Source organism: Mycobacterium sp. E1386 (assembly GCF_001672745.1).
In the GTDB taxonomy this organism is placed as follows: Bacteria; Actinomycetota; Actinomycetes; order Mycobacteriales; family Mycobacteriaceae; genus Mycobacterium.
In genome coordinates this window covers 20943-47685 of sequence record NZ_LZKH01000216.1, presented here as the reverse complement: position 1 = coordinate 47685, position 26743 = coordinate 20943, and the positions used below count along the sequence as shown (strand labels likewise).

At 69.7% G+C, this 26743-nt stretch carries 22 protein-coding genes; 14 read left to right on the top strand and 8 right to left on the bottom strand.

Translation table 11 applies throughout. The features are described from left to right. On the bottom strand, nucleotides 1-3244 hold a 3244-nt coding region (locus A5709_RS22290; RefSeq protein ID WP_068122552.1), incomplete at its 3' end, for an error-prone DNA polymerase. Between the two features lie 90 nt (nucleotides 3245-3334). Here A5709_RS22290 and otsB point away from each other — a divergent pair. After that, on the top strand, nucleotides 3335-4462 hold the full coding sequence (gene otsB / locus A5709_RS22285) for a trehalose-phosphatase (protein WP_068007005.1): 1128 nt from the start codon (nucleotides 3335-3337) through the stop codon (nucleotides 4460-4462). Here otsB and A5709_RS22280 read toward each other — a convergent pair. Then, nucleotides 4459-5343, bottom strand: coding sequence for a MaoC family dehydratase (locus tag A5709_RS22280; protein ID WP_067946634.1), 885 nt, complete (start codon nucleotides 5341-5343; stop codon nucleotides 4459-4461). The genes otsB and A5709_RS22280 overlap by 4 nt on opposite strands. A gap of 83 nt (nucleotides 5344-5426) precedes the next feature. Here A5709_RS22280 and A5709_RS22275 point away from each other — a divergent pair, with 83 nt between their 5' ends. From A5709_RS22275 to A5709_RS22265, 3 genes are all read left to right on the top strand, one after another. Further along, complete coding sequence (locus tag A5709_RS22275) at nucleotides 5427-6140, top strand: histidine phosphatase family protein (protein WP_068007003.1); 714 nt, start codon at nucleotides 5427-5429, stop codon at nucleotides 6138-6140. A gap of 154 nt (nucleotides 6141-6294) precedes the next feature. Further along, nucleotides 6295-8292 carry an SDR family oxidoreductase gene (locus A5709_RS22270; RefSeq protein ID WP_068122550.1) on the top strand — a complete coding sequence of 666 codons (1998 nt, stop codon included), beginning with the start codon at nucleotides 6295-6297 and terminating at the stop codon, nucleotides 8290-8292. A gap of 43 nt (nucleotides 8293-8335) precedes the next feature. After that, a complete protein-coding gene (locus tag A5709_RS22265; RefSeq protein WP_068006999.1) occupies nucleotides 8336-9079 on the top strand; it encodes a 2OG-Fe dioxygenase family protein in 744 nt (247 codons plus the stop codon). A 19-nt stretch (nucleotides 9080-9098) separates the two neighbouring features. Here A5709_RS22265 and cmaA1 read toward each other — a convergent pair whose 3' ends face one another. Continuing rightward, nucleotides 9099-9986: a cyclopropane mycolic acid synthase CmaA1 gene (cmaA1, locus tag A5709_RS22260; RefSeq protein WP_068122548.1), complete on the bottom strand. Its 888-nt coding sequence runs from the start codon at nucleotides 9984-9986 to the stop codon at nucleotides 9099-9101. A gap of 39 nt (nucleotides 9987-10025) precedes the next feature. Between cmaA1 and A5709_RS22255 the strand changes: the two genes are divergently transcribed. Genes A5709_RS22255 through A5709_RS22245 form a run of 3 tightly spaced genes read left to right on the top strand, consistent with a single transcriptional unit; the run spans nucleotide 10026 to nucleotide 12718 of the window. Continuing rightward, nucleotides 10026-11045, top strand: coding sequence for a nucleoside hydrolase (locus A5709_RS22255; protein ID WP_068122545.1), 1020 nt, complete (start codon nucleotides 10026-10028; stop codon nucleotides 11043-11045). Between the two features lie 11 nt (nucleotides 11046-11056). Next, the gene (locus tag A5709_RS22250; protein WP_067946617.1) at nucleotides 11057-11515 is read left to right on the top strand and encodes a hypothetical protein; all 459 of its coding nucleotides are present in this window, start codon (nucleotides 11057-11059) and stop codon (nucleotides 11513-11515) included. 48 nt (nucleotides 11516-11563) lie between these two features. After that, nucleotides 11564-12718 (top strand): alpha-hydroxy-acid oxidizing protein, encoded by a 1155-nt coding sequence (locus A5709_RS22245; RefSeq protein ID WP_068122541.1) that lies wholly within the window; start codon nucleotides 11564-11566, stop codon nucleotides 12716-12718. A 7-nt stretch (nucleotides 12719-12725) separates the two neighbouring features. Here A5709_RS22245 and A5709_RS22240 read toward each other — a convergent pair whose 3' ends face one another. The 4 genes from A5709_RS22240 to A5709_RS22225 all read right to left on the bottom strand — a co-directional run bounded on the left by A5709_RS22240 (nucleotide 12726) and on the right by A5709_RS22225 (nucleotide 17910). Beyond that, nucleotides 12726-14258 (bottom strand): DNA polymerase Y family protein, encoded by a 1533-nt coding sequence (locus tag A5709_RS22240; RefSeq protein ID WP_068007025.1) that lies wholly within the window; start codon nucleotides 14256-14258, stop codon nucleotides 12726-12728. 36 nt (nucleotides 14259-14294) lie between these two features. Next, entirely contained in the window at nucleotides 14295-14975 is a 681-nt protein-coding gene (locus A5709_RS22235; protein WP_068122539.1) for a hypothetical protein, read from the bottom strand. 170 nt (nucleotides 14976-15145) lie between these two features. Then, nucleotides 15146-16723 carry a glutamine-hydrolyzing GMP synthase gene (gene guaA, locus A5709_RS22230; RefSeq protein ID WP_197500970.1) on the bottom strand — a complete coding sequence of 526 codons (1578 nt, stop codon included), beginning with the start codon at nucleotides 16721-16723 and terminating at the stop codon, nucleotides 15146-15148. Next, the gene (locus A5709_RS22225; RefSeq protein WP_082953332.1) at nucleotides 16720-17910 is read right to left on the bottom strand and encodes an acyl-CoA dehydrogenase family protein; all 1191 of its coding nucleotides are present in this window, start codon (nucleotides 17908-17910) and stop codon (nucleotides 16720-16722) included. Before A5709_RS22225 ends, guaA begins: the two co-directional genes overlap by 4 nt. Before the next feature lie 61 nt (nucleotides 17911-17971). Here A5709_RS22225 and A5709_RS22220 point away from each other — a divergent pair, with 61 nt between their 5' ends. Further along, the gene (locus A5709_RS22220) at nucleotides 17972-18619 is read left to right on the top strand and encodes a TetR/AcrR family transcriptional regulator (protein WP_068122536.1); all 648 of its coding nucleotides are present in this window, start codon (nucleotides 17972-17974) and stop codon (nucleotides 18617-18619) included. Nucleotides 18620-18622: 3 nt separating this feature from the next. Here A5709_RS22220 and A5709_RS22215 read toward each other — a convergent pair whose 3' ends face one another. Continuing rightward, nucleotides 18623-19264 carry a helix-turn-helix domain-containing protein gene (locus A5709_RS22215; RefSeq protein ID WP_068010330.1) on the bottom strand — a complete coding sequence of 214 codons (642 nt, stop codon included), beginning with the start codon at nucleotides 19262-19264 and terminating at the stop codon, nucleotides 18623-18625. A gap of 79 nt (nucleotides 19265-19343) precedes the next feature. On the opposite strand from A5709_RS22215, the gene A5709_RS22210 reads away from it, so the two are divergent. The 6 genes from A5709_RS22210 to A5709_RS22185 all read left to right on the top strand — a co-directional run bounded on the left by A5709_RS22210 (nucleotide 19344) and on the right by A5709_RS22185 (nucleotide 26742). Beyond that, entirely contained in the window at nucleotides 19344-20861 is a 1518-nt protein-coding gene (locus A5709_RS22210; RefSeq protein ID WP_068122533.1) for an MFS transporter, read from the top strand. Further along, a complete protein-coding gene (locus tag A5709_RS22205) occupies nucleotides 20858-21937 on the top strand; it encodes an NmrA family NAD(P)-binding protein (RefSeq protein ID WP_068122528.1) in 1080 nt (359 codons plus the stop codon). The genes A5709_RS22210 and A5709_RS22205 overlap by 4 nt, the downstream gene beginning before the upstream one ends. After that, nucleotides 21934-22752: a class I SAM-dependent methyltransferase gene (locus tag A5709_RS22200; RefSeq protein WP_068122524.1), complete on the top strand. Its 819-nt coding sequence runs from the start codon at nucleotides 21934-21936 to the stop codon at nucleotides 22750-22752. Before A5709_RS22205 ends, A5709_RS22200 begins: the two co-directional genes overlap by 4 nt. Continuing rightward, nucleotides 22749-23558, top strand: a complete 810-nt coding sequence (locus A5709_RS22195) for a class I SAM-dependent methyltransferase (RefSeq protein ID WP_068122520.1) — start codon at nucleotides 22749-22751, stop codon at nucleotides 23556-23558. Before A5709_RS22200 ends, A5709_RS22195 begins: the two co-directional genes overlap by 4 nt. A gap of 80 nt (nucleotides 23559-23638) precedes the next feature. Next, nucleotides 23639-24379, top strand: a complete 741-nt coding sequence (locus tag A5709_RS22190) for a beta-phosphoglucomutase family hydrolase (RefSeq protein WP_068122517.1) — start codon at nucleotides 23639-23641, stop codon at nucleotides 24377-24379. Beyond that, nucleotides 24376-26742 (top strand): glycoside hydrolase family 65 protein, encoded by a 2367-nt coding sequence (locus tag A5709_RS22185; RefSeq protein WP_068122512.1) that lies wholly within the window; start codon nucleotides 24376-24378, stop codon nucleotides 26740-26742. Before A5709_RS22190 ends, A5709_RS22185 begins: the two co-directional genes overlap by 4 nt. Nucleotide 26743 lies beyond the last annotated feature (1 nt).

Below are 26743 nucleotides of genomic sequence, written 5' to 3'. Positions count from 1 at the left end.
CCAGCCGTTCGGCGACGACGGTGATGGCGCCGCTCGCGTTTTGGACCTGGCCGCGCACCAGCATCGCCGGCGCGGTGTTGGCCAGCTTGCGATGCCGCGCCCACACCGCGGGTGTGCAGAGCACGTTGACCATCCCAGTCTCGTCCTCGAGGTTGAGAAACGTCACTCCCTGGGCGGTGCCGGGCCGCTGCCGGTGGGTCACCGCGCCGGCGATCAGCACGCGGTCGCCGTCGGGCACGTCGAGCAGCTTCCCGGCGGGCACCACGCCCATCGCGTCCAGGTCCGCCCGCAGGAACTGCGTTGGGTAGCTGTCCGGGGAAACGCCGGTGGCCCATACGTCCGCGGCGGCCAGTTCCAGCTCGCTCATCCCAGGCAACGCCGGGACGTGCGACGACGAGCCCACCCCGGGCAGGCGGTCCGGGCGCTGGGTGGCGGCCGCCCCGGCCGCCCACAGCGCCTCGCGCCGGGACATGCCGAAGCAGGCAAAAGCCCCGGCCGTCGCCAGCGCCTCGGTCTGCGGCACGGACAGCTGCAGGCGGGTGGTCAGATCCAGTAGAGAAGCGAACGCGCCGTTGGCTTTTCGCTCCTCTACCAGCCGCTCGGCGAGGTCGTCACCGATGTGGCGCACCGCGCCCAGCCCCAGCCGGACCTGGGTCCCGGCGTTCTCGAGCGTGGCGTGGGCCAGGCTGGCATTGACGTCGGGGCCGTGCACCGTCACGCCGTGCCTGCGCGCGTCGGCCACCAGTGACTGCGGCGAGTAGAAACCCATCGGCTGCGCGCGCAGCAGCGCCGCGCAGAACGCCGCCGGGTGGTGCAGCTTGAACCACGACGAGTAGAACACCAGAGACGCGAAGGACAGCGCGTGGCTTTCCGGGAAACCGAAATTTGCGAAGGCCTCCAGCTTTTCGTAGGTCCGGTCGATGACGTCGTCTGGGGCGCCGTGCAACGCGCGCATGCCGTCGTAGAATCGGCCGCGCAGCCGCCGCATGCGTTCGGTCGAACGCTTGGACCCCATCGCGCGCCGCAGCTGGTCGGCCTCGGCGGCGGAGAAGCTGGCGCAGTCGACCGCCAGCTGCATCAACTGCTCCTGAAACAGCGGTACCCCCAGCGTCTTTCGCAGCGCCGGCTCCATGGACGGGTGGTCGTAGGTGACCGGGTCGAGGCCGTTGCGCCGCCGGATGTAGGGGTGCACCGACCCGCCCTGGATGGGTCCGGGACGGATCAGCGCCACCTCCACCACCAGGTCGTAGAAGATCCGTGGCCGCAGCCGCGGCAGCGTGGCCATCTGCGCCCGGGACTCCACCTGAAACACGCCGACGGAATCGGCGCGGGCCAGCATCTCGTACACCGCCGGCTCGGAGAGGTCGAGTTTGGCCAGGTCTACCTCGATCCCCTTGTGCTCGGCCACCAGGTCGATAGCGTAGTGCAGCGCCGAGAGCATGCCCAGCCCTAGCAGGTCGAACTTCACCAAACCGATTGCCGCACAATCATCTTTGTCCCATTGCAGGACGCTGCGGTTTTCCATGCGCGCCCACTCCACCGGACACACGTCGGCGATCGGGCGGTCGCAGATCACCATGCCGCCGGAATGAATGCCCATGTGCCGCGGCAGGTTCCGGATCTGGTTCGCCAGATCGACCACCTGTTCGGGGATGCCTTCTATATCGGGCGAGTCCGCCAGCCCGTTCCAGTGGCTGATCTGCTTGCTCCACGCGTCCTGCTGCCCCTGCGAGAAGCCCAGGGCGCGGGCCATGTCGCGCACGGCGATTCGGCCCCGGTAGGTGATGACGTTGGCGACCTGGGCGGCGTAGTCGCGGCCGTACTTGCCGTAGACGTACTGGATAACCTTTTCACGCTCGTCCGACTCGATGTCCATGTCGATGTCGGGCGGCCCGTCCCGGGCGGGCGACAGAAACCGCTCGAACAACAGCTCGTTGGCCACCGGATCCACCGCGGTGACTCCCAGGGCATAACAGACCGCGGAATTGGCCGCCGATCCCCTGCCCTGACACAGGATGTTGTTCTCCCGGCAGAACCGGGCGATGTCGTGCACCACCAGGAAATAACCCGGAAATGTCAGCTGCGCAATGACTTTCAGTTCGTGCTCGATCTGGGAGTAGGCGCGCGGCGCGGCATCGGCCGGCCCGTAGCGGTCCCGCGCCCCGGCCATGGTCAGCTGCCGCAGCCAGCTGTCCTCGGTGTGCCCGGCGGGCACGCCGAACGGCGGCAGCTGCGGCGCGATCAACGCCAGCCCGAACGCGCACTGTTCGCCCAGCTCGGCGGCGGCGGTCACCACGTCAGGGCCCCCCAGGGGCACGTGCCCGAACAGCCGGGCCATCTCCTCGCCGGACCTCAGGTGCGAGCCGCCCAGTGGGGCCAGCCACCCGGCGGCGGCGTCCAGGGACTGCCGCGCCCGGATCGCGCCCATCGCCATGGCCAACCGGCGCCGCGACGGCCCCGCGAAATGCGCCCCGGTGGTGGCGACCACGCCGACGCCGAACCGCGGTGCCAACGCGGCCAGCGCCGCGTTGCGTTCGTCGTCGAGCGGGTGGCCGTGGTGGGTCAACTCGATGCTGACCCGGTCCGCGCCGAACCGGTCCACCAGGTCGGCCAGCGCCCGCCCCGCCGCGTCCGGACCTTGCGACAGGGCTTGGCGCACATGGCCTTTGCGGCAGCCGGTCAGGATGTGCCAGTGCCCGCCGGCGGCCTCGGTCAGCGCGTCGAGGTCGTAGCGCGGCTTGCCCTTCTCCCCGCCGGCCAGGTGCGCCGCGGCCAGTTGACGCGACAGCCGCCGGTAGCCTTCCGGGCCGCGGGCCAGCACCAGCAGGTGCGGGCCGGGCGGGTCCGGCGTCTCGGTGCGGGCCCCAGGCCCCAAGGACAGCTCGGCGCCGAACACGGTGCGCAGCTCGAGTTCGGCGGCCGCTTCGGCGAACCGCACCGCCCCGTACAGGCCGTCGTGGTCGGTCAGCGCCAGGGCGCGCAACCCCAGCCGGGCGGCCTCCTCGACCAGCTCCTCCGGCGTGCTGGCCCCGTCGAGGAAGCTGAACGCCGAATGCGCGTGCAGCTCGGCATAGGGGATGGACGAGCGGGCCGCCCGGGCGTCGTCCGGCGGCCGGTACGTTCCGCGCTTGGGCGACAGGGGGGCGTCCTCCCCGGGTACCACCGGAACGCCGGCATGGCGCGGCTTGCCGTCGAGCACCCGCTCCATTTCCGCCCAGCTCGGCGGACCGTTGAACCAGCCCACAACCGCAAGTCTATCGAAAGTTTGTTCGATACAGAACGGCGTGGTTACCGCCCCGTACTCCCCCGCTGACCACCGTGAGAAGGTTGGGTCATGCCAGAGTCCGGGTCGGTCGTCATCGACCCGCGCCGCCATGACGCGGTGCTGTTCGGCGCGCTCGACCCCACCCTGGACGGACAGCTGCGCGGGATCGGGGTCGGCACCGCGGTCTTCACCGAGGACCCGGTGGAAGCGGCCCGCCGGCTGCGGGTGCTGCCCGGCCGGTGCGTGGTCGTCACCGCCGCCGAAGCGGGCGTCGAGGCGGCGCGCGCCGGCGGATTCGCGTTGGTCATCGGTGTCGACCGAGGGCGTGGCGGCGCGCTGCGGGACGCCGGCGCCGACGCGGTCGTCGCCGACCTTCGCGAGGTGACCGTGCGCACCGGTGACCGCCGGATGTCGCAGCTGCCCGACGCCCTGACGGCCGTCGACGACCTGGCCGCACGGCGACCGGCGGTGTTCTTCGACTTCGACGGCACGCTGTCCGAGATCGTCAACGATCCGGATGCCGCCATCCCGGTCCCCGGCGCCACCGAGGCGCTGCGCCGGCTGGCCGAACGGTGCCCGGTCGCGGTGCTGTCCGGCCGCGATCTGGCAGATGTGACGAAACGAGTTGGCGTGCAGGGTATTTGGTATGCCGGCAGCCACGGTTTCGAGCTGACCGCACCCGACGGCACGCACCACCAGAACGACGCCGCCGCGGCGGCCATACCGGTGCTGGAGCATGCGGCCGGCGAGCTGCGGGAGCGACTGGGCTCCATCCCCGGAGTGATGGTGGAGCACAAGCGCTTTGGGGTCGCGGTGCACTACCGCAACGCCGGGCGCGACCGCGTCGGCGAGGTGGCTGCCGCGGTGCGCGCGGCGGGCCGCCGCGACGAGCTGCGGGTGACCACCGGCCGCGAGGTCATCGAGCTGCGGCCGGACCTGGACTGGGACAAGGGGAAAACGCTGCGCTGGGTGCTCGACCACCTGACCGGCGCGGACGCGGGCCCGCTGACGCCGATCTATCTCGGCGACGACATCACCGACGAGGACGCGTTCGACGCGATCCACGACGGTGGGGTGCCCATCCTGGTGCGGCACTACGACGACGGCGACCGCGCCACCGCGGCGGAGTTCGCGCTGGACAGCCCCGCTCGCGCCAGCGAGTTCACCGCCCGCCTGGCGCGCGAGCTGTCCGGCTAGGCCTGCACGTACTCCACCGCGCCGTCGTCGAGCACCACCCGCGTCGCCTCATCCTCGCCGCCCTTGGCGGCAGAAGACGCCTCGGTGCGGAACACCGCCTTGCCCGGCTCGGTGCGCCAGATCAGCGTGGTCAGCGTCTCGCCCGGAAACACCGGCGAGGTGAATCGCGCCGCGATCGAGGTGATGTTGGCCGCGACCCCGCCGCCCAGCTCCGCGAGCAGCGCGCGACCCGTCACCCCGTAACTGCACAGCCCGTGCAGGATCGGCTTGGGGAAGCCGGCCATCTCGCGGGCGAACCACGGGTCGCTGTGCAGCGGGTTGCGGTCACCGGAGAGCCGGTAGATCAGCGCCTGGTCCTCCCGGGTGGGCAGCGCGACCCGGGCGTCGGGCTCGCGGTCCGGGATCTCCGGGGCCACCGGCCGCTGCCCCGGCATGCCACCGAACCCGCCCTCGCCCCGGATCACCAGGGTGGTGAGCGTCTCGGCGATCAGCTTCTCCGAGTCGGGGTCCGTGCCCCGGCCGCGCAACACCAGGATCGCGTTCTTGCCCTCGCCCTTGTCCTGGATGTCGGCGACCTCGGTGACCACCGACAGCTTCCCCGCGGGCGGCAACGGCGCGTGCAGCCGGATTTCCTGCGAGCCGTGTAACAGCATGGCCCAGTTGAACGTTCCGACCTTGCCGGCCGCCCCGAACGCCGGGCAGCAGATCACCGCGTACGTGGGCAGCACCTGCTGGTCGATGCCGTGGCTGTTCTCGGTGGTGAACGACAGGTCGTCGAGACCGGCGCCGACACCGAGCGCGTAGAGCAGGGTGTCCCGGTCGGTCCATTCGAACAGCATCGGTTCGGTCACCGCGCCGACGGCACTCGGGTCAATCGCCATCTGAGTCTCCTTCGCCAGTAATTTCTCCACCTAACCATCGCAAACCCTTCCCACCGATGCGGTCGGCAGGGCAGGCTATCGACATGCCGAAGCGCAGCTTGGTCCGGAACGTCTCGAAGGCGGTCGCGGCGCTCACCGCGGTCCTCATTGTCGGTGCCTGCGGCGGATCGCCCCAGGCGCGCAGCATCACGGTGACGTTCATCCGGCACGCCCAGTCGGAATCCAACGCCAGCGGGATCATCGACACCTCGGTGCCCGGCCCCGGCCTGACGCCCGAGGGTCAGGGGCAGGCCCAACAGATCGCGCACCAAGCGGGCCGCAAGGACTACGACGGCATCTACGCCTCCACCATGGTCAGAACCCAGCAGACCGCCGCGCCGCTGGCCTCCGAGTTGGGCAAGCAAGTCGAGGTGCTGCAGGGCATCCAGGAGATCAACGCCGGCTGGTTCGATGGCAAGCCGATCGCCCAAGAGAACGCGACGTACCTGTTGGCACCGGCCGACTGGCTCAGGGGCGACATGCAAGACAGCATCCCGGGGTCCGTCAGCGGCAAGCAGTTCAACGAGCAGTTCACCGCGGCCATCCAGAAGGTCTACAACAGCGGCCAGCACAATCCGGTGGTGTTCTCGCACAAATTCGCCATCGAGTACTGGACGCTGATGAACACCAAGAACGCCAAGGACACCCTGCTGACCAGCCACCCGCTGCCCAACGTCGGACGCGTGGTGATCACCGGGAACCCGATGACCGGCTGGACCCTGGTCGACTGGGACGGCATCCGGGACTTCCACAGCTGACACCGCATTGATCGTGGCGACCCGCCGCGCCCGGCTAACGCCGCGCTTGCGATCGCCACTGGGTTGATGGTGGCGGTCGCCGCGCCCGGCTAACGCCGCGCTTGCGATCGCCACTGGGTTGACGGGGGCGGTCGCCAGCCGCCACGATGACTCCATGCGTTATGTCGTTACCGGCGGTACCGGGTTTATTGGTCGCCGCGTCGTCGACCGTCTGCTGCAGACCCGGCCCGATGCGCAGGTGTGGGTGGTGGTCCGGCGGCAGTCGCTGGGCCGCTTCGAGCGGCTCGCAGCCGAGTGGGGCGAGCGGGCGAAACCACTGGTGGCGGGGCTGCCGGAGCTGGAGCTGACCGAGGCGATCCTCGCCGAGCTGGGCCGCGTCGATCGCCTGGTGCACTGCGCGGCCATCTACGACATCACCGCGGGCGAGGCCGAGCAGCGGGCCACCAACGTCGAAGGCACCCGCGCCGTCATCCAGCTGGCGCAGCGGCTGGGCGCAACGCTGCACCACGTGTCCTCGATCGCCGTGGCGGGCGACTTTGCCGGCGAATACACCGAGGACGATTTCGACGTCGGCCAGCAACTCCCGACCCCCTACCACCAGACCAAGTTCGAAGCCGAGCGGCTGGTGCGCTCGGCGCCAGGGCTGCGCTACCGGATCTACCGCCCCGCGGTGGTGGTGGGCGACTCGCGGACCGGCGAGATGGACAAGATCGACGGGCCGTACTACTTCTTCGGCGTCCTGGCCAAGCTGGCGCTGTTGCCGTCGTTGACGCCCATCCTGCTGCCCGACACCGGCCGCACCAACATCGTGCCGGTCGACTACGTCGCCGACGCGCTCGTCGCGCTGATGCACGCCGAGGGTTGCGACGGCCGCACATTCCACCTGACCGCCCCGAAAACCGTTGGGCTGCGCGGCATCTACCGGGGCGTCGCCAAGGAGGCCGGGCTCCCGCCGGCACGCGGATCGCTGCCCGGCTCGGTGGCCGCCCCGGTGCTCAAGGTGCGCGGGCGGGCCCGGGTGCTACGCAATATGGCGGCCACCCAGCTGGGGATCCCGGCCGAGGTCTTCGACCTCGTCGACCTGAAGCCCACGTTCGTCAGCGACCAGACCCGGAAAGCATTGCGCGGCAGCGGCATCGACGTGCCCGAGTTCTCCAGTTACGCGCCCAGGCTGTGGCGGTACTGGGCCGAGCACCTCGACCCGGACCGGGCGCGCCGCGACGATCCGAAGGGACCGCTGCGCGGCCGGCACGTCATCATCACCGGCGCCTCCAGCGGCATCGGCCGGGCGGCGGCCATCGCGGTCGCCGAAAAGGGCGCGACGGTGTTCGCCCTGGCCCGCAACGCCGAAGCGCTGGACGAGCTCGTTGCCGAGATCCGTGCGGGCGGCGGTGACGCCCACGCTTTCACTTGTGACGTCACCGATTCCACCTCGGTCGAGCACACCGTCAAGGACATCCTGGGGCGCTTCGACCACGTCGACTACCTGGTCAACAACGCCGGGCGGTCGATCCGCCGCTCGGTGGTCAACTCCACCGACCGGCTCCACGACTACGAGCGGGTGATGGCGGTGAACTACTTCGGCGCGGTGCGGATGGTGCTGGCCCTGCTGCCGCACTGGCGCGAGCGCCGCTTCGGCCACGTGGTCAACGTCTCCAGCGCGGGCGTGCAGGCGCGCAACCCCAAGTACAGCTCGTACCTGCCCACCAAGGCCGCGCTCGATGCCTTCGCCGACGTGGTCGGCTCGGAGACGCTGTCCGACCACATCACCTTCACCAATATCCATATGCCACTGGTTCGTACGCCGATGATCGCGCCGTCGCACCGGCTCAACCCGGTGCCCGCGATCAGCCCGGAGCGCGCGGCCGCCATGGTGGTGCGCGGGCTGGTGGAAAAGCCGGCGCGCATCGACACCCCGCTGGGCACGCTCGCCGAAGTCGGCAATTACTTCGCGCCGCGGACGTCGCGGCGCATCCTGCACCAGCTCTACCTCGGTTACCCCGACTCGGCCGCAGCCCGCGGCCTGACCACCGAACCGCCCGCGGCTCCCCCACGCCGACCGAGGCGCCCGGCGCGAGGCGTCACGCGCGGCATCCGGACACCGCGACCGGTCAAGCGCTTGGTGCGACTGGTCCCCGGGGTTCACTGGTAGGTCGGCGCGTTTCAGGCGCATCCGATTGCGGTATTCCGGCGCGATGACGCGGACTCTGTCCGAGAAGCGGGCCGACGCCGACCCGGTGGCCGCCGCGGCCCGGCAGGTCGCCACGACGGGTGCTGCGGTGTTGTCCTCGTTCGACGTGACCCGAAGCCTGGGCGCGGCCCGCGAAGAGTGGACCCGGTTCGCCCGGCATTGGCAACATCTGGCCCCCGACCCGTACGCGGCGGAGTTGGGCGTGCAGCGGATGCGCCGCTACGGCCAGTACTCGTTTCGCGATGGCGTGCTGCGCCCGATGCCCAGGAGCACGTTCGTGCAGCCGGAGGAATCCAATCCCCTCTACGTCGGCAAGGACCGCGAGTTTGAGCCGCTGACCGACGCGTTCGCCCGGGACCCCTTGCTGCACAAGGTGATCGGCCTGCTGGCCCGGGTGGCTGCGGCCCTGGACGACGTGGATGACTGGAACGTCAAGGTGCATCCGTTCCGCACCCGGTCGTCGACGGATGAGGGCGCGCATCCGACGCCGGAGGGTATGCACCGCGACGGCGTCACGCTGGTCAGCTCGCTGCTGGTCGGGCGGCGCAACGCCATCGGGGGCGAGAGCACGGTGTGCGACCTGGACGGCAGGCAGCTGCTGGCGACGACGCTGGCCGAGCCCGGCACCCTGATGCTGGGCGACGACCGCCGCACCCTGCACGGCGTCTCCCCGATCCGGCCGATCGACGGCTCCGGCCCGGCGCAGCGCGACGTCCTGGTGGTCACGTTCGCCTCGGCGTGGCCGTAAGGGTCGGGTGCTCTGGCAGTCACTTCTGCAGCGTGAACTGGTTGACGTCGATGTATCCGACCCGGAACGCGTCTGCGCAACCGGTCAGGTATTTCATGTACCGCTCGTAGACTTCCTCGGACTGCACCGCGATGGCCTCGTCCTTGTGGGCCTGCAGCGCGGCGGCCCAGATGTCGAGGGTCTTCGCGTAGTGCGGTTGCAGCGACTGCACGCGGGTCACCGTGAACCCGTTGGCGGTGGCGTGCTCTTCCACCATCGGTATCGACGGCAGCCGCCCACCCGGAAAGATCTCGGTGACAATGAATTTGATGAACCGGGCGAAGGTGAACGAAAGCGGCATGCCACGCTCGGCCATCTCCAGCGGGTGCAGCCCGGTGATGGTGTGCAGCAGCATGACCCCGTCGTCGGGCAACAGGTCATGCATCAGGGCGAAGAACGCGTCGTAGCGCTCGTGCCCGAAGTGCTCGAACGCGCCGATGCTGACGACCCGGTCGACCGGCTCGTCGAACTTCTCCCAGCCCTCCAGCAGGATCCGCGCCGACCGGGTGCTCTGCGACTTCGCGATCAGCCCCTCGACGTGATCGGCCTGGTTGCGGCTCAGGGTGAGGCCGACGACGTTGACGTCGTACTTTTCCATCGCGCGCATCATGGTCGCGCCCCAACCGCAACCGACGTCGAGCAACGTCATGCCCGGTTGCAGCCCGAGCTTGCCGAGGGCCAGGTCGATCTTGGCGATCTGCGCTTCTTCCAGCGTCATGTCGTCGCGTTCGAAGTAGGCGCAGCTGTAGGTCTGGGTGGGGTCGAGAAACAGCCGGAAGAACTCGTCCGACAAGTCGTAGTGGGCCTGCACATCGTCGAAGTGCGGCGTTAACTCAGCACCCTCGGGGGGCTCCGACGTCGTTGGCATCGTGCCAGCCTAGTCGCTGGCCTGAGTATCTTGGACACAATGAAGTCGCCCGTATTTGTCGACGTCGACACCGGCGTCGACGACGCGCTGGCGTTGATGTACCTGTTCGCCAGCCCGGACGCCGAGGTGGTCGCAATCGCCTCCACCGGGGGAAACGTTGCGGTGCAGCAGGTTTGCGAGAACAACCTGGGCCTGCTCGAGCTGTGCGGTGTTACCGGCGTGCCGGTCTCCAAGGGCTCCGGCGAGACCCTGACCGGGCCGATGCGCCTGCCGTCAAAAGTCCACGGCCCCAGGGGATTAGGCTATGCCGACCTGCCGCCCACCGATCGCCGCCTCACCGACCACGACTCGGCGACCGCATGGGTGCGCGCCGCGCGCGCCTTTCCCGGTCAACTCATCGGCGTGGCGACCGGCCCGCTGACCAATCTGGCGCTGGCGCTGCGGGCCGAACCGGCGCTGCCGACGCTGCTGCGCCGCCTGGTCACCATGGGCGGTTCCTACGATCACCGGGGCAACACCACCGCGGTGGCCGAATGGAACATCAGCGTGGACCCCGAGGCCGCGGCCGAGGTGCTTGCGGCATGGGACCCCGAAACCGTTGGCCAAGATCGCCTTCCGATCCTTTGCGGCCTGGACCTGACCCGCAAGGTGGCGATGACGCCAGATCACCTCGCCAGGTTGGCGGACGCTGCGGGATCGACGGCGACGCCGATGAGCGCGGACGACGAACCCGGTACCCGGTCGACGGCGTCCAACCCCCTGATCCGGGTGATCGAGGACGCGATGCGGTTTTACCTGGAGGCCTACCACGACATCGGCCACGGATACCAGGCACATCTGCACGATCCGCTGGCCGCCGCCGTGGCGCTGGACCCCGAGCTGGTCACCACGCGGCCCGCGACGGTCGACATCGAGCTGACGGGGACCCTGACCCGCGCCATGACGGTGACCGACTGGTCGGGGCGCCGGGAACCCAACGCGCTGATCGGGGTCGACGTGGACGCGGCGGCCTTCTTCGACCGGTTCATCGAACGGGTTGGGTCGTTTGCGCGCGGGTAAGCCTATAGGCCATGAAGATTCGTGTCATCGAAGTCCTGCGCGCGGGATGGGGCGCCGTGCTGCTGACCGCCCCGTCGCAGGTGCTGGACCACATCCACGGGGTGCAGGTCGACCGCAAGGCGCTCATCGTCACCCGGATCCTGGGCGCGCGTCACGTCGCCCAGTCGCTGCTGTCGGGCATCGACCCCGGCCCGGAGGTGCTGGCCGCCGGAGTCTGGGTCGACACGGTGCACTCGATCACCGCGCTCGGCCTGGCGCTGGTCGATCGGCGCCGGGCGCGCGGCGGGTTGACCGACGCCGCCGTCGCGGCGTCGTGGGCGGGCCTGGGCTGGCGCCACTTGCGGGCCGGCAAGGCCAGGACGGACGGCGTCCGCGGGCGCGATCGGTTGGCCCGCACGGTCGTGGGTGCGCTGCCAGGAGGCGGCGGGCTGATGGCGCGGGCGCAGGCGGTCCGCGCCGGACGGACGTAGGCCGCGGGTCGTCGTTTGACCCCCTGAGCGTGGGGTACTGCCACGGTCATGGCTTTCGCCGACTACCAAACCGAGCTGTACGACCAATCGCTGCACGGAAATCAGCCCCAGTACCCGATCAGATTCGATGAGCTGGAGGAGAAGGCGTCGGCGGCGATGCCGCCGAAAGTCCTCGGGTATGTCGCCGGCGGCGCCGGCGACGAGCACACGCAGCGCGCCAACTGCGAGGCCTTCAAGCGGTGGGGCTTGTATCCGCGGATGGGGATTGCCCCCGAGCAGCGCGACATGTCCATCGAATTGTTCGGGATCAGGTTTCCGTCCCCGATCTTCATGGCACCCATCGGCGTCATCGGGGTATGTGACCCGGACGGCCACGGGGACATGGCCTGCGCACGGGCCTCGGTCCGCACGGGGGTCCCGTTCTTCGTGGGAACGCTCACGTCCGACCCGATGGAAGACATCGCCGCCGAGCTGGGCGATACCCCGGCGTTTTTCCAGCTGTATACGCCGCCGAATCGAAAGATGGCCGCCAGCCTGGTGCACCGCGCCGAGGCGGCCGGCTTCAAGGGCATCGCCGTCACCCTCGACACCTGGGTCACCGGCTGGCGCCCGCGTGATCTGAGCGGCGGGAACTACCCGCAGGTGCCCAGCGGCTGCCTGGCCAACTACACCAGCGATCCGGTTTTTCGCGCCGGCCTGAGCCGGGGCGAGGACGCCACCGAGGCGGCGGTGCGCAAGCTGCCGATCTTCGGGGGGCCGTTCCGATGGGACGACCTGGAGTGGCTGCGGTCGGAGACCAGCCTGCCGCTGATGGTCAAGGGCCTCTGCCACCCAGACGACGTGCGCCACGCCAAAGACATTGGTGTCGAAGGCATTTACTGTTCCAACCACGGCGGGCGGCAGGCCAACGGTGGACTGCCGACGCTGGATTGCCTTCCCGGGGTGCTCGAGGCCGCCGACGGTCTTCCGGTGCTGTTCGACTCGGGCATCCGCAGCGGCGCCGACATCATCAAGGCCCTGGCGATGGGGGCGACCGCGGTGGGCATCGGCCGCCCCTACGCCTACGGCCTGGCGCTCGGCGGCGTGGACGGCGTCGTGCACGTGCTGCGCTCCTTGTTGGCCGAGGCGGACCTGATCATGGCCGTCGACGGGTATCCGTCGCTCAAGGACCTGACGCCGGACGCGTTGCGGCCCACCGGATAAAGCACCGTTACTCGTAGCCGCCCTCGAGGTACCAGCGCCGCTGGCGGTAGCACAGTAGAAACGCCCGCTCGCCCTCCAGCAGGACCTGCGCGCGGGCGGTGCGACCCTTTCCCACGTCGGGATCCCACCACCGCTCGTCGACCGGCCACGGTCCCGCCCACCAGTCCAGCCGCTCGTCCCGGCCGTGCATCCTCAGCCCCGCCGGGTCGGCGGAGAACAGCCCCCGGCTCGTCACCCGAACCGGATTCCCTTGGGCGTCAAGCATTTCCACCGGGTCATCGAGCAGCACCGCCGGTGCCGGCTCGGGCAGCCGACCGGGCCACGGCAGTCCCGGGTCGGCCCGCGGAACCGGTTCGTCACCCAGCGGGGTCAACGTGATGCGTTCGGCCGGCCCGCGCCCGCCGGACAGCACCGGCACCCGCACCGCCTCCGGGCCGAGCAGGCCCTGCACCCGCACCAGTGCCCGGCGGGCCCGCAGCCGGTCCTCCTCGCCCAGGCCGCCCCACAGCGGCAACTGCAGCGCCCCCGCCGACACCACCTCGACGGCCTGCAGCCGCAACAGTGTCACCGCGGCCGTCGGGCGAGGGTTGCGCGCGGTCCGGCTGCTCAACCAGCCGTCCAGTTGCCAGCGCACGCGGTCGGCGGTGGCGTCCTCGGTCAACGGCTCGGCGCACCGCCACACCCGGTGCAGTTCTTCGCCGTTGGCGGTGACGGCGTGAATGGCCAGCCGGGTGCAGCCCACCCCGGCGGCCATCAGCGTCCGGTGCAGAGCGGCGGCCAGCGAGCGCCCAGCGAAGGCCGCGGCATCCACCCGGTCGATCGGCGGGTCGCAGTCCAGCACGGCCTCCAGCTCCTCCGGCGGCTCCCGACCGGACGGCCCCCGCTCGGGTTCGCCGCGGGCCAACCGGTGCGCGGTCACCCCGTCGGCGCCGAACCGGGACGCCACGTCGGTGGCCGACAGCGCGGCGAACTGCCCGACGGTGCGAATTCCCATCCGCCACAACAGGTCCGTCAACTCTTCCCGCCCCGGGCCGCACAGGCTGGGCTCGGTGGCGAGCTGGCGGATCGACAGCACCGACAGAAACTTCGCGTCGCCACCCGGCGGGACGACCCGGCCCGCCCGCGCGGCGAAGACAGCGGTGGACAACTGGTCGGCGATCCCGACCTGGCACTCGGCACCGGTCACGGCCACCGCGTCGATCAGCCGTTCGGCGGCGTCGGCCTCGGAGCCGAAATAGCGGGCCGCCCCGCGCACCGGCAACACCAAGAGCCCGGGCCGCAGCACCTCGGCGCGCGGCACCAGGTCGTCCACCGCCGCGATGACCGACTCGAAGAAGCGGGCGTCGCGGTCCGCGTCGGCCGTGGTGACATGCAACTGCGGGCAGCGGGCCGCCGCCTCCCGGCGCCGCAGCCCCCGCCGCACCCCCGCCGCGCGGGCAGCCGCCGAGCAGGCGATCACCCGATTGGCCAACGTGACCGCCGCCGGGGCGGTCGCGGGCAGACCAGCGGCCGCGGCCGCCGCGACCGCGGGCCAATCCATGCACCAGATGGCCAGCACCCGGGAAGCCACCGGAATTCACCCGGCTCGCGCTCGGGCGGTCACCCGTCGTCCCGCACACACCCCGCTGACCTGCAGCCGCACCCGGCTGATCCGCCCGAATCCCGGGCGGCTTCCCGAAGTGAGCTCGTAGCCGCAGACCCGGGCCTCCAGCCGCGTGGGCGCGCCCTGCCAGTCGCCGTCGGTGACCAACACGGTGCACCCCTTGCTGCGGGCCCGCGCCACCACCGCCCGCGCCCGGGTGTGCGGCACCCGGCGCCCGCCCAGACCGAGAACCACCAGATCCATACCGTCGACGAGCACCGCGGCCACCTCCACCGGATCGGTTCCGGGATCCGGTATCACCGCGACCCGGCTCAGATCCGCCCCCATCTCCGCGGCGGCCAGCAGTCCGATGTCCGGCTGGCCGACGATTGCCACGTTGCCGCCTGCCGCCGTTACCGCGGCCACCATGCCCAGCAGCAGCGACCGGGCGCCCGAGAGTACCGCCACCGTCCCGCGCGGCAGGGGCGCCGGCAGCGACTCCGCCAGCCACGGCGGCAACGCCAGCTGGGACTCCGATTCAGGCAGCAGGTCGTCGGCGCGGGCGGGCGCGGGCCCCGGCGCCTTCCCGGCTATCACGGCCATCCGACGGCGCAACGATTCGAGCTGTTCAGCCCGGTTTTCTTGCCGGCGATCGGGGGCGAAAGCCGCAGTCATGACCGCCTCCTACCACCACTCTCGGACGACTATTTTCGAAAGTATGTTCGACTGATTGAGAGTAAACACCCGCCCTCCGACAACCGTCAAGAAACGGGAGGGGCGGCTTTATGCGATCGATACCGGTGGGGCGGATGGGCGTGATGTGGCGACGCTTAGGCGCCCACCGGTCACTCCCACTCGATGGTGCCGGGGGGTTTGCTGGTGATGTCCAGCACCACGCGGTTGACCTCGCGAACCTCATTGGTGATGCGGGTCGAGATGCGCTCGAGCACCTCGTAGGGCACCCGGGTCCAGTCGGCGGTCATGGCGTCCTCGCTGGACACCGGCCGCAGCACGATGGGGTGCCCGTAGGTCCGGCCGTCGCCCTGCACACCGACCGAGCGAACCTCGCCCAGCAGCACCACCGGGCACTGCCAGATCAGGTTGTCCAGGCCGGCGGCGGTGAGTTCCTCGCGCGCAATGGAGTCGGCGCGGCGCAGCGTATCCAACCGCTGCGCGGTGACCTCGCCGACGATTCGGATGCCCAGGCCGGGCCCCGGAAAGGGCTGGCGCGCAACGATTTCCTCCGGCAGGCCCAGCTCCCGCCCGACGGCGCGCACCTCGTCCTTGAACAGCAGCCGCAGCGGCTCGACGAGCTTGAACTTCAGGTCGTCGGGCAGGCCGCCGACGTTGTGGTGGCTCTTGATGTTGGCGGTCCCGCTGCCCCCGCCCGATTCCACCACGTCCGGGTACAGCGTGCCCTGCACCAGGAAATCAACCTCAGACCCGGTGTCGCTCAAGATATCCCGTACCGCGCCCTCGAAGGCGCGGATGAACTGGCGACCGATGATCTTGCGCTTGCCCTCGGGGTTGGTCACCCCCGACAGCGCCTGCAGGAAGGTGTCGGCCGCGTCGACGGTGACCAGGTTGGCGCCGGTGGCGGCGACGAAATCACGCTGCACCTGTGCGCGTTCGCCGGCGCGCAACAGCCCGTGGTCCACGAAGACGCACGTCAGCCGGTCGCCGATGGCGCGTTGCACCAGTGCGGCGGCCACCGCCGAGTCCACGCCGCCGGAGAGTCCGCAGATCGCGTGGCCGTCACCGATCTGTTCGCGCACCTGCTCCACCAGCGCGGTGGCGATGTTGGCCGGTGTCCACTCCGCGCCGAGCCCGGCGAAGTCGTGCAGGAAGCGGCTGAGCACCTGCTGGCCGTGCGGGGTGTGCATGACCTCGGGGTGATATTGCACCCCGGCCAGGCGGCGCGCCCGGTTCTCGAACGCCGCCACCGCCGCGCCCGCGCTGCTGGCGACCACGTCGAATCCGTCCGGTGCGGCGGTGACCGCGTCACCGTGGCTCATCCAGACCGGCTGGGAATTCGGCAAGCCCGAATGAAGTTCGCCGCCAACCACTTTCAGCTCGGTGCGGCCGTACTCGCTGGTGCCGGTGTGGGCGACTGTCCCGCCCAGGGCCTGCGCCATGGCCTGGAATCCGTAGCAGATGCCGAACACGGGCACGCCGAGGTCGAACACCGCGGGGTCGAGCTGCGGGGCGCCCGGCTCGTAAACGCTGGACGGTCCCCCGGAGAGCACCAGCGCCGCGGGCTGGCGGGCCTTGATCTCGTCGATCGATGCGGTGTGCGGGATGACCTCGGAGAAGACCCGCGCCTCCCGGACGCGCCGGGCGATCAGCTGCGCATATTGTGCGCCGAAATCGACGACCAGCACGGGCCGCGGCGAGGGTGTTTCCACGGCAGCCAGCTTAGTCACATCAGGTGGGTCGGCTGCATGATGCCGAACCGGGTGCCCGCGTAGCGCTTCAGGGCCGCCGGGCTGAAGTACACGTGCTGACCGGCGGTGTGCAGATCCCGGAAGCAGCGTTGCAGCGGATGACTCGCATGCACCGCGCCCGCACCGGTCAAGCCGAACGTCGTGTCGACCGCCAGACGCGCCGCACGCATCGCCTGCTGGGCGGCGAGCTGGAAGCCTGCGCGCTGCTGCACCGACGGCGGATCACCGGCGCACGCGGTGTCCCACAGGGCGCCGGCCTCGTCGAGCACAAAGGCGCGCGCGGACCTCAAACCGGCTTCGGCGCGGGCGAACTCGACTTGGGCGGCGGGGTCCTGCGCGAGCGGCTCGAACGTGCCGGCGCGCGTCTTCGCCGGCGCGAGGTCGGCGAATTCGTCGAGTGCGCGCCGCGCGATCCCGAGTGGGACACCGACGAGGCCTACTCCGACGAGCGTGAAGAACGGTAGCCGCCACAGCGGTCCGTCGTGGCGGGCCAACTGGAAGAAGGGGCTGATCGTGTGCTCTTCGGCGATGTGAAGATCTCGGCCGACCACGTCGTTGCTGCCGGTGGCGCGCAGCCCCAGGACGTCCCAGTTTTCGACGATCTCCGCCTGAGCGCGCGGGAAGAACGCGAGGCGCCAGTCCGGGCCCTGCTCGGCGATCATGCGCGGGGTGTCACCGTCGAAGACGAACATTCCGCCCAGCATCCATTCGACGTGGCGACAACCGCTGGCGAACGGCCATCGGCCGTCGACGCCGAACCTCCCATCGCCCTGCGGGACGGCGCGCCCGGTGGGTGCGAACACCGTCGCCGCGAGGAAGTCGGCGTCCGGACCGAACAGAGCTGCGGCGACGGCGGGTTCGAGCCACGCGGTGAACGCGGGCGCGCCGGCACCGATGGCCGCGACCCAGCCCGTCGAACCGTCGGCGTGCGCCAGTCCCTCGATCATCTCGATGAAATCGGTTGGGGTCACTTCGAATCCGCCGAGCGAACGCGGTTGCAGGGCACGGAAGACACCGGCGGCGCGCATCCGCTCGACCAGATCGATCGGCAAGGTGCCGAGCGCCTCGGCCTCGTCGGCGCGCAGTCTGATCTCGGGTGCCAGCGCACCCGCGACATCCGTGGGATGGGCACCTGCCGACAGGGCGGGGCGTGTCGCGGTCGTCATGCCGCGCTCCCTTCTTCTGATACAGTTCACTGTAATAGATACAGGAGAATGTATTCAACTAATGGGATCTGTCAAGGCTCAACCTCCGCGCCGCTACGACTCGACCCGTCGCCGCGAGCAGGCTCGGCGCAACCGGCACGCGGTGCTGGCGGCCGCGCGGCAGCGGTTCCTGGCCCAGGGGTACGCGACGACGACCATCGGCGAGATCGCCCGTGACGCGGGCGTGTCAGTCGAGACGGTGTACAAGGCCTTCTCGACGAAAGCGGGTGTGTTGAAAGCGCTTTTCGATGTGTCCGTGGCCGGCGACGACGAACCGGTCCCGATGGTCGAGCGGGACGTCATCCAGACCGTTGCCAACGCGACCGATGCCGTCGACAAGCTGGAGCTCTACGCCAAGCACCTGGCCGCCAGCATGCCGCGCAGTGCACCGGTCCAGCTGCTCGCGCGCGACGGCGCCGCGTCCTCTCCGGATGCCGCGGAAGTCTGGAAACAGATCAGGGACGAAACCCTGACCGGTATGGCGATGTTCGCCTCCGACCTCGCCCGCACCGGGCAGCTGCGCGTCAGCGCCAGGCAGGCGCGTGACATTTTGTGGACGTATCACGCCCCGGAGCTGTACGAGCTGCTCGTCCTCGAACGCGGTTGGTCCGCGACCCGCTACGGCAAGTTCGTCGCGCGGGCGTGGATCGACGCCCTGCTCGATAAGTGAGCTCTACAGCGCGAAGGCCTGACGCACGGCGCTGACGGTTTGCGGGTCGCCTTGGAAGTCGATGCGCCGCAGCGCCGCCTTGCGCTTGGCTTCGGTCGAACCCAGGCGGGCGTCCACCAGGTCCGCCGCGCCGGCGGTCAGAGTCACCGAAGGTTCACCGTGACCACCGGCTAGGTGGCCCTGGGTCACCGCGAAGTCGAAACGCCGGCCGTCGATCTCGGCCCGGCACGTCGCCTCCAGCCCGGCCGCCTTGCCGGAGTCGAAGCCGAGCAGGATCCCGGCCAAAAACCCGTTGAGCGGTGAAACCACGCCGCCCTCGGCCGGGTCCAACCGGTCCAGGCCGAACAGCGCGACGCTCCTCAAGACGGGCAATGCCCGCTGCCAACCCACGTCACTGAGGGTGTAGACGGTCCGACCGATCGGGGCGGGCAGGTCGGCGCGGTCGACGAGCCCGGCGTCCTGCAGCTCCTTGAGGCGCTCGGCCAACAGATTCGTTGCGATGCCGGGCAGCTCGGCGCGCAGGTCGCCGTAGCGGCGGGGGCCGCCGACCAGCTCGCGCAGGATCAGCAGCGTCCACCGCTCGCCCAGGACGTCGAGCCCCAGCGCAATGGGGCAGTTCTGGTTGTAGGTCCTACGGGTCGCCACCAGGCCATTCTACCAACGACAGACATGATTCTCCACCATTTACTTGATTTATTTGTCTAGTAGCTTTAGCGTCTTGTCCATGAGCGCCGCAGCCCTCTTACGGAACCGCCCCATCCCCGCGCTGGGCGTCATCTGCCTCGGGGTCTTCGTCATCAGCGTCGACGCCACCATCGTCAACGTCGCGCTGCCGACCCTGTCTCGGGAGCTCGACGCCGACACCGCCCAGCTGCAATGGATCGTCGACGCCTACACCCTGGTGATGTCCGGACTGCTGCTCTCCGCCGGCAGCCTCAGTGACCGCTTCGGCAGACGGGGTTGGCTGAACTCCGGACTGGCGCTCTTCGCCGTAACCTCCGCCGTTGCGGCGCATACCGATTCGGCCGCACAGCTGATAGCGGCCCGCGCCGCGATGGGGGTGGGCGCGGCGGTCATCTTCCCGACCACCCTGGGCCTGATCACCAACATCTTCACGGACGCGGCGGCCCGGGCCAAGGCGATCGGCCTGTGGGCGGCGATGGTGGGCGTCGGGGTGGCCGTGGGGCCGATCAGCGGCGGCTGGCTGCTCGAACACTTCTGGTGGGGCTCGATCTTCATGGTCAACATCCCGATCGCGGCGGTGGCCATCGTCGGCGGCATCCTGTTCGTGCCGACCTCGCGCGACCCGGCCGCACCGCGGGTCGACGCCGGTGGCCTGCTCTTGTCGGCGGCCGGGATCACCACGCTGGTCTACACGGTCATCGAGGCACCCACCTGGGGGTGGACCAACGGCCGGACCGCGATCGGGTTCGCCTCGGCCGCAGCGGTTCTGGCCGGGTTCGCGCTTTGGGAGCGGCGCAGCGACCACCCCATGCTGGACGTGTCGGTGTTCGTCGACCGCAGGTTCTCCGGCGGTAGTCTCGCCGTGACCGCCGGCTTCCTGACGTTGTTCGGCTTCATCTTCGTCATCACCCAGTATTTCCAATTCATCAAGGACTACACCGCGTTTCAGAGCGGGGTGCGCCTGTTACCGGTCGCCGCCTCCATTGCGCTGGCCAGCATCGCGGGACCCCGGCTGGTGGAACGGGCGGGCACCACCGCCGTCGTCGCCGCCGGCCTCACCGTCTTCGCGACCGGGCTGGCGTGGGCGTCCACCGCCGACGCCGCCACGCCGTACACCCAGATCGCCACGCAGATGCTGCTGCTCGGCGGCGGCCTCGGCCTGACCGTTTCGCCGTCCACCGAGGCGATCATGGGGTCGTTGTCCGCCGACAAGGCCGGGGTGGGCTCGGCCGTCAACGACACCACGCGCGAACTCGGGGGCACGCTCGGCGTCGCCATCGCCGGCAGCATCTTCGCGTCGGTGTACTCGGGACATCTCGGGGCGGCAGCATTGACCGGGCTGCCCGCCGATGCCATGCGGCGCTCAATGGCGCTCGCGCACAGGGTGATCGAGCAGCTGCCGGCGCAGCGGGCCAGCGGCGTGCGAGCCGCGGTCGACCGTGCGTTCCTGGACGGCCTGCAGGTGAGCTCGTTGGTGTGCGCGGGCATCGCGCTCGGCGCCGCGATCGTCGTCGGCTGGTTGTTGCCGGCACGTCAAACCGAAAGGACAATCCCATGAACACCCGAGTATTGGTGACCGCCGCCACGGGCAGGATCGGCAGCGCGGTCGCCGCCCAACTGTTGGAGAACGACGTCGCCACCAGGGCCGTGGTGCACCGTGAAGATGTGCGCAGCGCACGCCTGCGGGAGCTGGGCGCCGAGGTCGTCGTGGCCGATATGTTTGATATTCAAGCGGTTACGGCCGCGATGGACGGAATCGATAGGTTGTACTTCAACCCGCCGTACCACCCCCACGCGCTCGACAGCGCGGTTGCCTTCGCGGTGGCCGCACGGCGCGCCGGCGTGGAAGCGGTGGTGGCGCTCGGGCAGTGGACGGCCAGCCCGGACCACCCTTCGCTGATGACCCGGCAGGCATGGCTGACCGGCAAGCTGTTCGACCTGCTGCCGGACACCGCCCACGTAGCGGTCGATCCCGGCTACTTCGCCGACAACTATCTGCAGGTTCTGCCCCTCGCCGCGGCGCTGGGAATCCTGCCGGTGCCCACCGGAAAGGGCCGAAATGCACCTCCCTCCAACGAAGACATCGCCCGCGTCGCCGTTGGCGCCCTGCTCGACCCGCACCGTCACAACGGCCGCGGCTATCGCCCGACCGGACCGACCCTGCTATCGGGCAACGAGATCGCCGACGCGGTCGGTGAGGCGCTGGGCCGCCGGGTGCGCCACATCGACATCCCGCCATGGATGTTCATGCGCGCCGTGCGCGTCAACGCCAAACGGCTCGGCGCCGACATGTTCTTCCAGTCCAGCCTGCGGCACTACCTGCCCGAATCCGCCCTCGGCACCTGGGAAGTGGGTGGTCCCACCACACATGTTCGTGACGTCGCCGGCGTCGAACCCGAAGACTTCCTGACGATCGCACGCCGCTACGTCACCGGCCCCGAAACACGGCGCACGGCAGGTAATTTCATCCGGCAACTCGGGGACTTTCTGTTGACGGGCCTCGTACCGATGCACCGCCTGGACAAGTTCGACCGGCTTCAACAACATCCGCAACCCGCACGTCCCCGGCTTTCCGGTCAGTCGGAGCTGTGGCGGGCCGAGCACACCGCACCGGAAAGGATAGGAACGCGATGAACACGAGCACCTATGTCCTCGGCCACGCCGACGTGGAGGTGCGGCGGCTCCTTCTGCAGGGGCGGCTGTACAACGACTACACCGAGCACGCGCTGCGCCTCGCCGGACTGCGCCCGGGCATGCGGGTGCTCGACATCGGTTGCGGCCCCGGCGACGTGTCGTTCGTCGCCGCAGGCCTGGTCGGTCCGTCGGGAAGTGTCCTCGGCGTGGACGCCGCACCCGCGATGGTCGAGCTCGCTCAGCAGCGCGCCACCGAAAAAGGGCTGCGCACAGTGCAATTCACACAGGCCGCCGTCGACGCGATCGAGCTGGACGAACCGGTGGACGCGGTGATCGGCCGGCTGATCCTGATGCACCTGCCCGACCCGGCCGGCACGCTGCGGCACCTGAGCTCCTTTGTCCGCCCAGGCGGCGTCATCGCGTTCTCCGAGAACGACATCACCGCGACGCGCAGCATCCCGGACGTGCCGCTGTTCGGACGGGTGACGGCGGGCATCGTCCGTGCCTTCGAGGCACTGGGCCTGTCCGCGCGGTTCGGCACCACGCTGCACACCGTCTTCGCCGAGGCCGGCCTGGGCACCCCGCGGCTGAGCCAGGGGACGCCCGTCGGCACCGCCGCCGACGCCGACATCCTGGCCTACGCTGCCGAAGTCTGGCGGTTGGTCGCCCCCATCGCGGAGCAAGGCGGCTTCGCCATCGACGAGCTCGCCGACATCGAGGATTTCGTGCCGCTATTCCGCCGGGAGGTGCTGGCGGCCGGAGCCCTCGTCACGATGCCCCCGCTGATCACGGCCTGGGCGGAGGTCCACAGATGAGCGCCACAATCCAGAGCCAGTACTCGACCGGCCTGACCCGGCCCAACATCGAGCGCGCCCTGATGTCCGCCGGCAAAGACCTCGACCGGCTGGCACCCGCCGACCTGGGCACGCTCGAGGACTTCCACACCATGGGCCGCTTCGCCACCAGCCGACTGGTGGATCTGGCGGGCATCACCGGCGAAAGTCGGGTGCTCGACGCGGGCAGCGGGATCGGCGGGACCGCGCGCTACGTCGCCGACCGGTGCGGCTGCACGGTGGCGGCCGTGGACCTCACCGACGAGTACTGCGAAACGAGCCGCTGGCTCAATCGCCTGGTCGGTCTCGACGAAATATCGGTCCGGCAGGCGGACGTCACCAACCTCCCGTTTGCTGACGGCACTTTTGACGTCGTCATCAGCCAGCACGTTCAGATGAACGTCGCCGACAAGGCGCGCCTCTACTCCGAAGCGCACCGGGTCCTGGCTATCGGAGGCCGGATTGCGTTGTGGGACATTACGATTGGAGACGGGGGCACGCTGGATTATCCGCTGCCGTGGGCCGATGAACCCGAGCGCAGCCATCTGGTCAGCCCGGACGGGTTACGCGCAGTCGTCGAGTCCGCCGGATTCGCCGTCGAGCACTGGAACGACCTGACCGGGCAGGCGACCGAATTCATGCAAGCGCTGCTGGCCCAGCCCTCCACCCCGCTGGGTTTGCACACCTTCGTCGACGACTTCGGCCGGAAGGTCGAGAACCTGACCGCCGCGCTGGCGGACGGGCGCCTTCGAGCCGTTCAGGGGGTCGCCGCGGCCGGGCACGGCTGAACGTTTGGCGACAGACATGTCTGCATGGTGGAGTGGGTATCGCTTAACTAGTCTCCAAGGCCAGGAAGCGAGGTCCGCCCGTGCTCGGTCTGCCCGAGAAGGTGCATGCCTGTCTGTTCGACCTCGACGGTGTGCTCACCGATACCGCGAGCGTGCACACCAAGGCCTGGAAGGCCATGTTCGACGACTACCTGTCCGAGCGGGCCAAACGCACCGGCGAGGAATTCGTCCCGTTCGACGCGGCCGACGACTACCGGAAATACGTGGACGGCAAGAAGCGCGAGGACGGCGTCCGGTCGTTTCTGCAGAGCCGCGGGATCGAGCTTCCCGACGGCAGCCCCGACGACGCGGGAGACGCCGAGACGGTCTACGGCCTGGGCAACCGCAAGAACGACATGTTCCAGCGGGTGCTGCGCGAGGACGGCGTCGAGGTCTTCGAGGGTTCGCGGCGATATCTGGAGGCGGTCTCGGCGGCCGGCCTGGCAATTGCCGTGGTGTCCTCGAGCGCCAACACCCGTGACGTCCTGGAGATCACCGGCCTGGACCAGTTCATCCAGAAGCGGGTGGACGGCGTCACGCTGCGCGACGAGCACATCGCCGGTAAGCCGGCGCCGGACTCCTACCTGCGCGGGGCGGAGTTGCTGGGAGTCGAGGCCGGGGCCGCGGCCGTGTTCGAGGACGCGATCTCGGGCGTGCAGGCCGGCCATGCCGGTAACTTCGGCTACGTGGTGGGAGTCGACCGCGTGGGACAGGCCGACGATCTGCGCAGCAACGGCGCCGATGTGGTGGTCACCGACCTCGCCGAGCTGCTGCAGTCATGATCGACGACGAAGCATTCCCCGTTGATCCATGGCACGTCTGCGAAACGAAGCTCGACCTGAACCTGCTGGCCCAGTCCGAATCCCTGTTCACCCTGTCCAACGGGCACATCGGGCTGCGCGGCAACCTCGACGAGGGTGAGCCCTACGGTCTGCCCGGCACCTACCTGAACTCCTTCTACGAAATCCGGCCGCTGCCGTACGCCGAGGCGGGCTACGGCTACCCGGAGGCCGGCCAGACCGTCGTCGACGTCACCAACGGCAAGATCATCCGCCTGCTGGTCGAGGACGAGCCGTTCGACGTCCGCTACGGCGAATTGCTCTCGCACGAGCGGGTTCTCGACATGCGGGCCGGGACGATGACCCGCGGCGCGCATTGGCGCTCCCCCGCGGGCAAGGAGATCAAGCTGGTGTCCACCCGGCTGGTTTCGCTGGCCCAGCGCGGTGTCGCCGCCATCGAATACGTCGTGGAAGCGGTCGGCGATTTCGTTCGCGTGACGGTGCAGTCCGAACTGGTCACCAACGAGGACCAACCCCAGACCTCGGGTGACCCGCGGGTATCGGCCATTCTGGAGAGCCCGCTGGTGGCCGTCGACCACGAACACACCGAGACCGGGGCGCTTCTCATGCACCGCACCCGCAGCAGCGCCCTGATGATGTCGGCCGCGATGGACCACGAGATCGACGTTCCCGGCCGCGTCGAGTTCAGCACCGACGCCCGCGAAGATCTGGCGCGAACCACGGTGATCTGCGGGCTGCGCGCCGGGCAGAAGCTGCGCATCGTCAAGTACCTGGCGTATGGCTGGTCGAGCATGCGCTCGCGCCCGGCCCTGCGCGACCAGGCGGCCGCCGCCATCCACAGCGCCCGCTACACCGGGTGGCAGGGGCTGCTGGATTCGCAGCGGGCCTACCTGGACGACTTCTGGGACAGCGCGGACGTCGAGGTTGAGGGCGACCCGGAATCCCAGCAAGCGGTGCGGTTCGGGCTTTTCCACCTGCTGCAGGCCAGCGTGCGCGCCGAGCGCCGCGCGATCCCGGCCAAGGGGCTCACCGGAACCGGCTACGACGGCCACGCCTTCTGGGACACCGAAAGTTACGTGTTGCCCGTGCTCACCTACACCGCACCGCATGCGGTGGCCGACGCGCTGCGGTGGCGGGCGTCGACCCTGGACCTCGCCAAGGAGCGCGCGGCCGAGCTGGGTCTGCAGGGCGCCGCCTTCCCGTGGCGGACCATTCGCGGGCAGGAGTGCTCGGCCTACTGGCCGGCCGGCACGGCAGCCTGGCACATCAACGCCGACATCGCCATGGCCTTCGAGCGGTACCGCATCGTCACCGGCGACGAGGAACTGGAGAAGAATTGCGGCCTCGCGGTGCTCGTCGAGACGGCCCGGCTCTGGCTCTCCCTCGGCCATCACGACCGGCACGGCGTCTGGCACCTCGACGGAGTCACCGGCCCCGACGAGTACACGGCGATCGTGCGCGACAACGTGTTCACCAACCTGATGGCCGCGCACAACCTGCGCACCGCCGCCGACGCCTGCAACCGCCACCCCGAGGTGGCGGAGTCGATGGGCGTCACCACCGAGGAGACGGCCTGCTGGCGCGACGCGGCCGACGCCGCGAACATTCCCTACGACGACGGCCTGGGGGTCCACCAGCAGTGCGAGGGGTTCACCACCCTCGCGGAATGGGACTTCCAAGAGAACCACGACTATCCCCTGCTGCTGCACGACCCGTACGTACGGCTCTACCCGGCGCAGGTGATCAAGCAGGCGGACCTGGTGCTGGCGATGCAGTGGCAGAGCCACGCCTTCACGCCGGAACAAAAGGCGCGCAACGTCGATTACTACGAGCGGCGCATGGTTCGCGACTCGTCGCTGTCCGCCTGCACCCAGGCGGTGATGTGCGCCGAGGTCGGGCACCTGGAATTGGCGCACGACTACGCCTACGAGGCCGGCCTGATCGACCTGCGCGACCTGCACCACAACACCCGCGACGGCTTGCACATGGCGTCGCTCGCCGGCGCCTGGACGGCGCTGGTGGGCGGCTTCGGCGGCCTGCGCGACGACGAGGGCATCCTGTCGCTGAATCCCGCGCTGCCCGACGGTATTTCGCGGTTGAGGTTCCGGCTCCGTTGGCGCGATTTCCGGATTACCGTCGACGTGAACCATTCCGACGTCACCTACACGGTGCGCGACGGACCGGGCGGCCAACTCACCATCCGGCACGCGGGTGAGGAGATCACCCTTAGCACCGATGCGCCGAAAACCATTGCGGTACAACCCCGTAAGCCGCTGCTGGCGCCGCCGCAGCAGCCGCCGGGCCGCGAGCCACTACATCGCCGGTCGCTGTCCCGCAACAAGTGAT